This window comes from Pseudomonas sp. CM25 (assembly GCF_013179705.1).
Classification (GTDB): Bacteria; Pseudomonadota; Gammaproteobacteria; order Pseudomonadales; family Pseudomonadaceae; genus Aquipseudomonas.
In genome coordinates, this window is the sequence record NZ_JABMCW010000180.1 from 1 (window position 1) to 11,269 (window position 11,269).

At 63.2% G+C, this 11,269-nt stretch carries 11 protein-coding genes; 1 reads left to right on the forward strand and 10 read right to left on the reverse strand.

Going from position 1 to position 11,269, the window contains the following annotated elements:
- On the forward strand, positions 1-2,140 hold a 2,140-nt coding region (locus HP546_RS18280), incomplete at its 5' end, for a dermonecrotic toxin domain-containing protein (protein WP_172228063.1).
- 59 nt (positions 2,141-2,199) lie between these two features.
- Here HP546_RS18280 and HP546_RS18285 read toward each other — a convergent pair.
- From HP546_RS18285 to HP546_RS18330, 10 genes are all read right to left on the reverse strand, one after another.
- Positions 2,200-2,607 carry a DUF2802 domain-containing protein gene (locus HP546_RS18285; protein WP_172228064.1) on the reverse strand — a complete coding sequence of 136 codons (408 nt, stop codon included), beginning with the start codon at positions 2,605-2,607 and terminating at the stop codon, positions 2,200-2,202.
- Between the two features lies 1 nt (position 2,608).
- The gene (locus tag HP546_RS18290) at positions 2,609-3,088 is read right to left on the reverse strand and encodes a chemotaxis protein CheW (RefSeq protein ID WP_003254393.1); all 480 of its coding nucleotides are present in this window, start codon (positions 3,086-3,088) and stop codon (positions 2,609-2,611) included.
- A 41-nt stretch (positions 3,089-3,129) separates the two neighbouring features.
- Positions 3,130-4,023 (reverse strand): CheW domain-containing protein, encoded by an 894-nt coding sequence (locus HP546_RS18295; RefSeq protein WP_172228066.1) that lies wholly within the window; start codon positions 4,021-4,023, stop codon positions 3,130-3,132.
- Positions 4,023-4,811 carry a ParA family protein gene (locus tag HP546_RS18300; RefSeq protein WP_172228068.1) on the reverse strand — a complete coding sequence of 263 codons (789 nt, stop codon included), beginning with the start codon at positions 4,809-4,811 and terminating at the stop codon, positions 4,023-4,025. The genes HP546_RS18295 and HP546_RS18300 overlap by 1 nt, the downstream gene beginning before the upstream one ends.
- Before the next feature lie 222 nt (positions 4,812-5,033).
- A complete protein-coding gene (motD, locus tag HP546_RS18305) occupies positions 5,034-5,891 on the reverse strand; it encodes a flagellar motor protein MotD (RefSeq protein ID WP_172228070.1) in 858 nt (285 codons plus the stop codon).
- A gap of 3 nt (positions 5,892-5,894) precedes the next feature.
- Positions 5,895-6,635: a flagellar motor protein gene (locus HP546_RS18310; protein WP_172228072.1), complete on the reverse strand. Its 741-nt coding sequence runs from the start codon at positions 6,633-6,635 to the stop codon at positions 5,895-5,897.
- Positions 6,635-7,765, reverse strand: coding sequence for a chemotaxis response regulator protein-glutamate methylesterase (locus HP546_RS18315; protein ID WP_172228074.1), 1,131 nt, complete (start codon positions 7,763-7,765; stop codon positions 6,635-6,637). Before HP546_RS18315 ends, HP546_RS18310 begins: the two co-directional genes overlap by 1 nt.
- Positions 7,766-7,811: 46 nt before the next feature.
- A complete protein-coding gene (locus HP546_RS18320) occupies positions 7,812-10,022 on the reverse strand; it encodes a chemotaxis protein CheA (protein ID WP_172228076.1) in 2,211 nt (736 codons plus the stop codon).
- Positions 10,023-10,034: 12 nt separating this feature from the next.
- Positions 10,035-10,823: a protein phosphatase CheZ gene (locus HP546_RS18325; protein WP_172228078.1), complete on the reverse strand. Its 789-nt coding sequence runs from the start codon at positions 10,821-10,823 to the stop codon at positions 10,035-10,037.
- Positions 10,824-10,843: 20 nt separating this feature from the next.
- On the reverse strand, positions 10,844-11,218 hold the full coding sequence (locus HP546_RS18330; RefSeq protein WP_172228080.1) for a chemotaxis response regulator CheY: 375 nt from the start codon (positions 11,216-11,218) through the stop codon (positions 10,844-10,846).
- Between the last annotated feature and the right edge of the window lie 51 nt (positions 11,219-11,269).

Below are 11,269 nucleotides of genomic sequence, written 5' to 3' on the forward strand. Positions count from 1 at the left end.
AGCAAGAAGGTTGATATGGCAAGCCGGCGGGCTGATGCCACGTGACAGTGCGCTACGGGTGAGCATGTTGAACATCTACGGCTACGCAGCCACCGATCTGTTGTGCCTCAAGGCCCCCGCCAGCGGCTTGATCGTGCTCTATATTCCCGGCAACAGCTCGCCGCTGCTGGAGTTCGCCAGCGAAGACCTGCTGAAGGACTGGGTAGGCCAACAATGCAAAAACCCTGACAGACGCGCAGCGCTGAAGCAGCATTTCAGGCTGGCGGACGCCCCCCAGGGCCTCGACTTCAGCGGCCTGGATACAGCCCTTGAGGGTTTGGCCGCGTACCCTGCCCGGCATCCGTTACCGCCTGAACATGGCTTTTTCAACGACGACGGCAAGTGGTCACCGCGCACGTACGTGAATTACCGTCAGGAAAAATACTCGCCCGACATTGATGGTGACCTGTTTCAGGCAATGGCAGACCACCAGCGCCAACGCAGTTACGACGACGCAGCCTTTCTGATCACCACCGACAGCCAGGTCAGCAAAGCCCGCTGGGGCGGTTACCTGTCCAGCACCCTCAGCCTGTTGGCTCCGTTGTGCCTGGTAGTACCCGGGCTGGCGCCATTGCTGGCTATCGGCGGCATCGCACAACTGGGCCTGGGACTGGACCAGGCCATCAATGGCAAATCGCTGCACGAAAAGCAGGATGGCGTCGGCAACATCACCTGGGGCCTGTTCAATGCCCTGCCGTTGGCTATCGCAGGCGCCACCAAGGCCCAGACCCTGTTCGAGTTCAAACTCGATGGCTTCGTGCCGCCCACCCGGCTGAACGAGCAGATCGGTTACCCGGCAAGCCCGGTCTCAGCCCCGCGCTTGCCAGCCCCGGAAGGCGTGCCCTATTTCCATATCACTGAGCCGATCCCGCCACTGCCCGATTGCGATCAGGCCATCGCCGACGCTGTCATCCGCGTGCCCCAATACGACAGCAATGTCGACCACCTCGATGCCTGCATCGACGGCTACACACAGCGCATGGTCTACGACCTTCAACGTGATGTGTTCATTCGCGAAGGGGATCTGAACGAGATCGAGCCCACCGGTTACGTTGCCCAGGCTGGCCGCCGCGACCTGGTCGCTGCGCCCGCCAGTCGCGTGCCCGGCAATGGCATGCGCAGCCAGAGCCTGCGTGCCCTGGGCGTAGAGCTCAGGTTCCCGGTAGATATCCCGGTGCAGGCCAGCAACAGCTACCCGATTCCGAAGACCATTTCGTGCCTGTGGGTAGGCGACCGCACCATCAGCCCCAAGCTCCTGGCCAACCTGGGCAATAACGCTGCCCGGCTGAAGGACAGCGAGTACGAGTTGCGCCTGTACCTTGGCAAATCCGCCCCTCAGGCCTATGCCGAAAACCTTGAACTGCTGGCCGAACATGCGCCCGGCCTGCAAGTACTGCCACTAGAGGAGCAAGCGTTCTTCAGGGCCTTTCGCCAAAGCCGCTACTACGCACAGTACGACGCGGCCCTGGATGGCAACGGTGGTATCGCCACCAACTACGCCTCGGCATCCGATGTGCTGCGCTACCCGATGCTGCACCATGAAGGCGGCCTGTACATGGACGTCGACGACACCTTGCTTGGCACTGGCGAATACCCGCAGGTCACCGACGGGCAAACCGCCGGCAGCCCTGGCGAAGCTATCGACCAGGTAACGCTGGCCACCACCCCGGATGGCCTGCTGCTGGCGCCGCCCATGTCCAATGAAAAGCTGGGCATGAACTGCCTGTACAATACCAGCCTGATAGGCAGCCACCCGGGCAATCCGTTGCTGGAGGCCATATCCGAAGAAATCCACGCCCGCTACCAGACCAACCAGGACTTCTACGACAGCAAGCCGAGCCTGGCCGATGACCCAGCCAACTTCTACCGCTATGCCAACCGCCTCAGTCGCCTTACCGGCCCAGCCATGCTCACCGACGTCGTCGACCGTCACCTGCCAGGGCTGCGTACCCTGCGCCAGCTGATCAACCTTTACGCCATACCCCGGATCAATGCCTACCGGTTCGTCGACCTGGCCCAAAGCCAAAAGGCCATGCGCACACTGCTGCCACTCAACCGCTTCGCGAGGGTTGGCGGCAATCATTCCTGGAGCCACTCATGAGCCGGCAGCAGACCCGGCCTGGTCGGGGGTAAATACGCGAACAGACCGGGGCAGAGCCGTCAGGACGAGGCGTTTTCGCTGCGATGCAATTTACTCATCAGCTCCGCCTCGGCCTGGGTCAGGCCGCAGCTTTCGGTGAGCTCGGCGACGCTGGCGCCCATGCCCACCAGCTTGGCCGCCTGGCTGAAGGTGACGTTGCTGGGGTCGCGCTGCTCCAGTTGCTGGATCTTGTCGGGCAGCGGGGTAACCACTGCGCTCAACGCGTGCAGCGCCTCGCCCATGCGCACGGTACCGTTCTGGTAGTCGTCCAGGCGCTTGGCCAGGTCCTTGATGCGCTGGTCACGCAGGGCATCGCCCTCGGCCTGCTGCGCGGCCAGCTCGCGCTGGCGCTTGCTGTAGTTGAGGAAAAACCACAGGCTCAGCGCCCAGACCAGCGCCAGGAAGATGACAGCAACCTGTAGGATCAACTCAGATATTCTCCAGCTCGGACCACTCTTCCTCGGTCATCATCTTGTCCAGCTCGACCAGGATCAGCAGTTCGCCATTCTTGTTGCACACGCCCTGGATGAACTTGGCCGACTCTTCGTTACCCACGTTAGGCGCGGTCTCGATCTCGGACTGGCGCAGGTACACCACCTCGGCCACGCTGTCGACCAGGATGCCGACCACCTGCTTGTCGGCCTCGATGATGACGATACGGGTGTTGTCGGTAACTTCGGTGGGCATCAGGCCGAAGCGCTGGCGGGTATCGATCACCGTCACCACGTTGCCGCGCAGGTTGATGATGCCCAGCACATAGCTAGGCGCGCCCGGCACCGGAGCGATTTCGGTGTAGCGCAGCACTTCCTGCACCTGCATCACGTTGATGCCGTAGGACTCGTTGTCCAGACGGAAGGTAACCCACTGCAGAATCGGATCTTCGGAACCTTGTGCGGACGACTTTTTCATTCCCCTACCCTCAAAATCCGCCATTGGCGGTGTGTTCGCTGTCATTGCTGTTTGGCATGCATCTGCTTGACCGCGCCGCTGGCGATCAGCTCGGCCAGTGCGGCGACGTCGAGCAGGGCACACATGTGTTCAATCACCGTGCCGGCCAGCCATGGCCGCTGGCCGCGCTGGCTGCGCCACTTGATCTCGGACGGGTCCAGGCGCAGCGAACGGCTGACCTGGTGCACGGCCAGCCCCCATTCGTAGCCCTGCACGGAAATCACGTATTGCAGGCCCTGGCGAAAGTCATCGCGATAGCGGTCAGGCATCACCCAACGGGCCGTGTCCAGCACCTTCAGGTTGCCGGCCTGGCAGGTCAGGATGCCGAGGAACCAGTCGGGCTGGCCGAACAGCGGCGTCAGCTCCTGGCCCGCCAGGTTGTAGATCGAGCCCAGGCACACCAGAGGCACCGCCAGGGTCAGACCGGCAACGTCGAACAGCAGGCATTCGAACGGCTCGGCCGCCCACGCCGGGCGACCGTCTTCACTGGGTGGCGGCACAGGCAGGTCGGGGGCCGGCAAATGCACATCGACCAACGGTACCGCGGGCTGCGGGGCTTGCTCTTCGACCAGCACCGGTATGGCGGCCTCGGCCACCACCTGCTGCTCGACCACGGTCACCACTGGCGGCTCAACCGGTATCACGCTGGGCAACACCGCCAGCCGGGGCTCGGCGAAAGGTCGCAGCGCAGGGCTGATGTCGGCTTCGGCTGGCGCTTGCCTTGCCGGCTGGCGGGCATCACGCGCCTGCTCCTCGCGCACCGCTGCGGCGAATTCTTGCGCCGCTGCCGGTAGCTCGATCAGGTCGTCAGCTTCGGTGGCCTCCTGCAGCAACCCGTCAAGGTACGATTGCAAGGCCACCTGTGGCCGGGTGCTGGTGTGCCGAGTCTGGGTCATCAAGCCACCTGCGCTGCAGTCTTGTAAGTGAGCAGGTGCTTTAGCAGCGCCCGATAGGCAATCAGGCCGCGGCTCTTGCCGTCGAACTGCGAGGGCGTGACACCCTTGCGGCTGGCATCGCGCAGCCGCGTGTCGACCGGGATGTAGCCCTGCCACACCTGCTGGCCGTAGGTATCGCGCAACAGCTTGAGCGTGCCCAGCGAGGCCTGGGTACGGCGGTCGAACAGGGTGGGCACGATCTGGTAAGGCAGTGCCTGCTTGCGCGAGCGGTTGACCATGGCCAGCGTACCGACCATGCGCTCAAGCCCCTTGACCGCCAGAAACTCGGTTTGCACCGGGATCACCAGCTGCTGGCTGGCCGCCAGCGCGTTCACCATCAGCACGCCGAGCAATGGCGGGCTGTCGATCAGGGCGTAGTCGAAATCCTGCCACAGCTGCGCCAGACTCTTGGCGATCACCAGCCCCAGGCCATTCTGCCCCGGCGACTGGCGCTCCAGCACCGCCAGCGCGGTGCTCGACGGCAACAACGAAATGCGCTCGTCGCTGGTGGGCAGCAGCAGTTGCCCAGGCAAGCCTTCGGGCACCCCGCCCTTGTGCAGGAACAGGTCGTAGCAGCTGTGCTCCAGGGCATCCGGGTTGTGCCCGAAATAGCTGGTCATCGAGCCGTGCGGGTCGAGGTCGACGACGACCACGCGCTTGCCGGCCTCGGCCAGCAGGCCGGCCAGGGCAATGGTAGTGGTGGTCTTGCCGACGCCACCTTTTTGATTGGCTACTGCCCAGACTCTCATCAAGCAAACTCTATCTATTGATTTGGCAGGGACACTGCCTTGCTCAAAATTTGAAAGCTCGCGCAATCAATGTGGGAGCGGGTTTATCGAAGCGTCGAACCGCCGCGAACACCGGCAAAGCCGGTGCCTTATACCGAGTCGCGATCTTCGCGGGTGAACCCGCTCCCACAGGGATCGCCGTCAATGTCATGAACTCGTTAACAGTGACAGAGATTTGACGACTTATTGCCCCGCCACCGTTGCTGGCGTTGCCGGTGCACTTTGTGTGCCAGCCCGGCGCAATGCAGCGTCCGGTGTAGCGTTGGCACTGCCCGAGCCGGTCAGGCTGCGGCGCACTTCGAGGTTGCGCGAAATCACCAGCACCACCCGCCGGTTGCGCGCACGGCCGTCGGCGGTGTCGTTGCCGGCCACCGGCTGATACTCGCCATAGCCCACCGAGGCCATGCGCGCCGGGTTGACCCCTTCCATGGCCAGCAGGCGCACGATGCTCGCCGCCCGCGCCGACGACAGCTCCCAGTTGGTCGGGTACTGCGCCGTGCGAATCGGCAGGTTGTCGGTAAAGCCCTCGACGTGCACCGGGTTGGCGAACGGCTTGAGAATGTTGGCCACCTTCTCGATGATGGCAAAGGCCTTGTCGCTGGGCATGGCATCGCCACTGCCGAACAGCAGCGACGAATTGAGCTCGATCTCGATCCACAGCTCGTTGCCACGCACGGTCATCTGGTTGCTGTTGATCAGGTCGCCAAAGGCATCGCGCACGTCATCGCTGATGGTTTTCAGCGGGTCGACATTGGTCGCACCCAAGGCAGCCTCGGTCTGCTCGCTCTCTTTGACCAACGGCTCGGCCGGGCGCACGCTCAACGGCTGCTCATCACCGATAGGGATCGGCTTCATGCTGCGTTCCGGGTCGTTGAACACCCCGAGCAAGGCCTGGGAAATGACCTTGTACTTGCCCTCGTTGATCGAGGAAATCGAGTACATCACCACAAAAAAAGCGAACAGCAAGGTAATGAAGTCGGCGTACGACACCAGCCAGCGTTCGTGGTTTTCGTGTTCCTCGGTATGGCGACGGCGACGCATGGGTTACTCCATGAAGCCTTGCAGCTTCAGCTCGATCGAGCGCGGGTTTTCACCCTCGGCAATCGACAGCAGGCCTTCGAGCAGCATCTCGCGGTAGCGCGACTGGCGCATGACGAGGGCCTTCAGCTTGCTGGCGATCGGCAGCAGTATCAGGTTGGCGCTGGCCACCCCGTAGATGGTGGCGACGAAGGCCACGGCAATACCATTGCCCAGTTGCGCCGGGTCGGCCAGGTTGCCCATCACGTGGATCAGGCCCATCACCGCACCAATGATGCCGATGGTCGGCGCGTAGCCGCCCATGCTCTCGAATACCTTGGCAGCCTGGATGTCACGGCTTTCCTGGGTCAGGAAATCGACTTCGAGAATGCTGCGGATGGCTTCCGGTTCGGCGCCGTCCACCAACAACTGCAGGCCCTTGCGTGCATAAGGGTCAGGCTCGCTGTCGGCCACCCCCTCCAGGCCCAGCAGGCCTTCCTTGCGTGCGGTCAGGCTCCAGTTCACCACGCGGTCGATCCCGCCCGCCAGGTCGACCCGTGGCGGGAACAGGATCCAGCGCAGGATCTGCAAGGCACGCTTGAACGACGACAGCGGCGACTGCAGCAGCGCCGCCGCCAGGGTACCGCCCAGCACGATCAGCGCCGCCGGGCCGTTAACAAGGGCACCGGCATGGCCGCCTTCGAGAAAGTTGCCACCGACAATGGCGACAAAGGCGAGGATCAGGCCGATCAGGCTGAGGACGTCCATCAGACGCACGCCTCCACCAGGTGCTTGCCGATTTCGTCCAGGCTGTACACGGCGTCAGCCAGGTTGGCCTTGACGATGGCCATGGGCATGCCATAGATCACGCAGCTGGCTTCATCCTGGGCCCACACCGTGCTGCCGCCCTGTTTCAGCAGGCGCGCACCTTCGCGGCCATCGGCGCCCATGCCGGTGAGCACCACCGACAGCACCTTGTCGCCATACGACTTGGCCGCCGAGCCGAAGGTAATGTCCACGCACGGCTTGTAGTTCAGGCGCTCGTCGCCGGGCAGGATCTTCACCGTGCCACGGCCGTCGATCATCATCTGCTTGCCCCCCGGGGCCAGCAGCGCCAGGCCGGGGCGCAGCATGTCGCCGTCCTCGGCTTCCTTGACACTGATGCGGCACAGTTTGTCGAGGCGTTCGGCAAAGGCTTTGGTGAACGCGGCCGGCATGTGCTGGATGAGCACGATCGGTGCCGGGAAGCTGGCCGGCAGCTGGGTCAGCACCCGCTGCAGGGCAACCGGGCCACCGGTGGAGGTGCCGATGGCGACCAGCTTGTAGGGCTTGCGCTTGGCGGCTGGCGAATGCGTAGGCGCAGCAGCTGGTGCACGGGCAGGCACGGGGGTACGCGCCGGTGCAGGGCTGGTGAAACCGCTGGCAGGTGCAGGGCTGCTGGAAGGCGCCGGTGCAGGTGCGGCCACCGGCACGTGGCTGGCGTAGCTGCCAAAACGGCGGTTGCTGCGGGAAATGGTGTGCACCTTCTCGCACAGCATCTGCTTGACCTTGTCGGGGTTGCGCGAGATGTCCTCGAAGTTCTTCGGCAGGTAATCCACCGCACCGGCATCCAGCGCATCGAGGGTAACCCGGGCGCCTTCATGGGTCAGCGAGGAGAACATCAGCACCGGCGTCGGGCAGCGCTGCATGATGTGCCGCACCGCGGTGATGCCGTCCATCATGGGCATTTCGTAGTCCATGGTGATGACATCGGGTTTCAGCGCCAGCGCCTGGTCGATTGCTTCCTTGCCGTTGGTCGCGGTACCCACTACCTGGATCGTCGGATCCGACGAGAGGATTTCCGAGACGCGGCGGCGGAAGAAACCGGAATCATCCACCACCAGGACCTTGACTGCCATAAACACTCCATTAGGCGGCGCAACCCGCCAGGGTGCGCCACCGAAATCAAATACGCCGCGCGGCGTAACGCTTGAGCATGCTCGGGACGTCGAGAATCAACGCAATGCGCCCGTCACCGGTAATGGTGGCCCCGGACATCCCCGGGGTCCCCTGCAGCATCTTGCCCAGCGGCTTGATTACCACTTCTTCCTGGCCAACCAGTTGATCGACGACAAAACCGATGCGCTGGGTGCCCACCGACAGGATCACCACATGGCCCTCGCGCTGCTCTTCGTGCACCTGGCCCTGCACCAGCCAGCGCTTGAGGTAGAACAGCGGCAGTGCCTTGTCGCGCACGATCACCACTTCCTGGCCGTCGACCACGTTGGTGCGCGACAGGTCGAGGTGGAAGATTTCGTTGACGTTGACCAGCGGGAAGGCGAACGCCTGGTTGCCCAGCATCACCATCAGGGTCGGCATGATCGCCAAGGTCAGCGGCACCTTGATGACGATCTTCGAGCCCTGACCCTTGGCCGAGTAGATGTTGATCGAGCCGTTGAGCTGGGAAATCTTGGTCTTCACCACGTCCATGCCCACGCCACGCCCCGACACGTCGGAAATCTCGGTCTTGGTCGAGAAGCCCGGGGCGAAGATCAGGTTGTAGCAGTCCGACTCGCTCAGGCGCTCGGCGGCGTCCTTGTCCATCAGGCCCTTTTCAACGGCCTTGGCGCGCAGGATGTTCGGGTCCATGCCCTTGCCGTCGTCCGAGATCGACAGCAGGATGTGGTCGCCTTCCTGTTCGGCCGACAGCACCACGCGGCCCGTGCGCGCCTTGCCGGAGGCATCACGCTCATCGGGCATCTCGATGCCATGGTCGACGGCGTTGCGCACCAGGTGCACCAACGGGTCGGCCAGGGCCTCGACCAGGTTCTTGTCGAGGTCGGTCTCTTCGCCGACAAGCTCCAGGTTGATTTCTTTTTTCAGCTGGCGAGCCAGGTCGCGGACCAGGCGCGGGAAGCGGCCGAAGACTTTCTTGATCGGCTGCATGCGGGTTTTCATCACCGCGGTCTGCAGGTCGGCGGTAACCACGTCGAGGTTGGACACGGCCTTGGACATGGCCTCGTCACCGCTGTTCAGGCCCAGGCGCACCAGGCGGTTACGCACCAGCACCAGTTCGCCGACCATGTTCATGATCTCGTCCAGGCGCGCGGTGTCCACCCGCACGGTGGTTTCCGCTTCGCTGACCGCGTGCTTGTCGGCGGCCGGGGCCGGCGCGCGAGGGGCAGCAGCAGGTTTGCTGGCAGGCGCAGGCGCCGCAGCTGGCGGCTGCGCCCTGGCCGCAGCCGGTGCTTCGACCGCAGCAACGTCGCCGCCGAACTTGCCCTTGCCGTGCAACTGGTCGAGCAGGGCTTCGAATTCGTGTTCGCTGATTTCGTCGCTGGCGGCGCTGGCCGTAGCGGTCTGTTCAGCGGCGGCAGGCGACGGCGCCTTGGCACCCGGCAACGCATCGACCTGGAACGTACCCTTGCCATGCAACTGGTCGAGCAGCGATTCGAACTCGGCGTCGCTGATCTCGTCGCTGACCGCTTCAGCGCTGACGGCAGCCGGCGGCGCCACAACCTCGGCGCTGAACTGGCCTTTGCCGTGCAACTGGTCGAGCAACGACTCGAACTCGGCGTCGGTGATTTCGTCGCCGGCCGCACTGACGGGCTCACCCTGCATCTGCTCGTCGGCAGCAGCTTGTGCCTTGACCGCATCGAGCGAATCGAGCAGCTGCTCGAACTCGCTGTCGGTGATGTCCTGGTGCGCGTCATCGGCCGCAGCAGCCAGCGGCGCCTCGGCGGCGGGCTGGGGTGCAGCAACGGCTGCCGCAGGCGCTTCGGCGCTGCCAGGTTCGGCCAGGCGCGACAATGCCGCCAGCAGCTCAGGGGTGGCCGGAGTCACTTCGGCGCGCTCGCGCACCTGGCCAAACATGCTGTTGACCGTATCCAGTGCTTCAAGCACTACGTCCATCAGTTCCGCGTCGACCCGGCGCTCACCTTTGCGCAGCACGTCGAACACGTTCTCGGCGATATGGCAGCACTCCACCAGCTCGTTCAACTGAAGGAAGCCGGCGCCCCCTTTTACAGTGTGGAAACCGCGAAAGATCGCATTGAGCAGGTCGGCATCGTCGGGCCGGCTTTCCAGCTCGACCAGTTGCTCGGACAGTTGCTCAAGAATTTCGCCGGCTTCTACCAGGAAATCCTGGAGGATTTCTTCATCGGCGCCGAAGCTCATCAAACGTGCTCCTTAAAAACCCAGGCTGGACAGCAAATCATCGACATCGTCCTGACCGGACACAACGTCTTCACGCTTATCGGCATGAATCTGCGGACCTTCACCCCGAGTCGGATGTTTTTCTCGATCTTTTTCTGCACGCAATTGATCGTGGTCATGCTGAATGCCCGCAAACCGGTCGACCTGGCTGGCCATCAGCACCAGCTTGAGCAGGTTGCTTTCCACTTCGGTCACCAACGTGGTGACACGCTTGATCACCTGACCGGTCAGGTCCTGGTAGTCCTGCGCCAGCAGAATGTCGTTGAGGTGGCCAGCTACCTTGCGGTTGCCTTCAGCGCTGTGCGTCAGGAAACTGTCGACGCGCTTGACCAGGTCACGGAACTCTGGCGCAGCCACTTCGCGGCGCATGAAGCGCTGCCAGTCGGTGCTCAGCGCCTTGGCCTCGCTGGCCAGGTCGTTGAGCACCGGAGTGCTTTCCTCGACCAGGTCCATGGTGCGGTTGGCCGCGCCCTCGGTGAGCTTGACCACATACGATAGGCGCTCGGTGGCGTCGGTAATCTGCGACACCTCCTCGGCTTGCGGCATGGTCGGGTCGATCTGAAAACTGACGATGGCACTGTGCAGCTCGCGGGTCAGCTTGCCGACTTCCTGATACAGGCCGCGGTCGCGGGTCTGGTTCAGCTCGTGAATCAGCTGCACCGCCTCGCCAAAACGGCCTCGCTCCAGGCTTTCGACCAGCTCCTGGGCATGCTTCTTGAGGGTCGATTCGAACTCGCCCAACGACGTTTGTGATGATTCCATGGCGCGCCCCCTGGCGTGACTCAGCCGTTGACGCGTTCGAAGATCTTCTCGATCTTTTCTTTGAGCACCTGAGCGGTGAACGGCTTGACCACGTAACCATTGACGCCGGCCTGGGCCGCTTCGATGATCTGGTCGCGCTTGGCTTCGGCGGTCACCATCAGTACCGGCATGGTTTTCAGCTTCTCGCTGGCACGCACCTTACGCAGCAGGTCGATGCCGGACATGCCAGGCATGTTCCAGTCGGTCACCAGAAAGTCGTAGTCACCGTTCTCCAGCATCGGCAGCGCCGTGGTGCCGTCGTCCGCTTCGTGCGTGTTGGTGAAACCCAGGTCGCGCATCAGGTTCTTGATGATCCGCCGCATCGTCGAAAAGTCGTCAACGATGAGGATTTTCATATCTTTGTTCAAGTAGACCTCCAAGCAGTCTCGAACGCGCTCGGCTGCGAG

Excerpts from the sequence above, each read along its gene's own strand:
- motD (WP_172228070.1), bottom strand. The coding sequence starts at position 5,891 with ATGCGTCGCCGTCGCCATACCGAGGAACACGAAAACCACGAACGCTGG.
- HP546_RS18320 (WP_172228076.1), bottom strand. The coding sequence starts at position 10,022 with ATGAGCTTCGGCGCCGATGAAGAAATCCTCCAGGATTTCCTGGTAGAA.
- HP546_RS18300 (WP_172228068.1), bottom strand. The coding sequence starts at position 4,811 with ATGAGAGTCTGGGCAGTAGCCAATCAAAAAGGTGGCGTCGGCAAGACC.
- HP546_RS18295 (WP_172228066.1), bottom strand. The coding sequence starts at position 4,023 with ATGACCCAGACTCGGCACACCAGCACCCGGCCACAGGTGGCCTTGCAA.
- HP546_RS18290 (WP_003254393.1), bottom strand. The coding sequence starts at position 3,088 with ATGAAAAAGTCGTCCGCACAAGGTTCCGAAGATCCGATTCTGCAGTGG.
- HP546_RS18325 (WP_172228078.1), bottom strand. The coding sequence starts at position 10,823 with ATGGAATCATCACAAACGTCGTTGGGCGAGTTCGAATCGACCCTCAAG.
- HP546_RS18330 (WP_172228080.1), bottom strand. The coding sequence starts at position 11,218 with ATGAAAATCCTCATCGTTGACGACTTTTCGACGATGCGGCGGATCATC.
- HP546_RS18315 (WP_172228074.1), bottom strand. The coding sequence starts at position 7,765 with ATGGCAGTCAAGGTCCTGGTGGTGGATGATTCCGGTTTCTTCCGCCGC.
- HP546_RS18310 (WP_172228072.1), bottom strand. The coding sequence starts at position 6,635 with ATGGACGTCCTCAGCCTGATCGGCCTGATCCTCGCCTTTGTCGCCATT.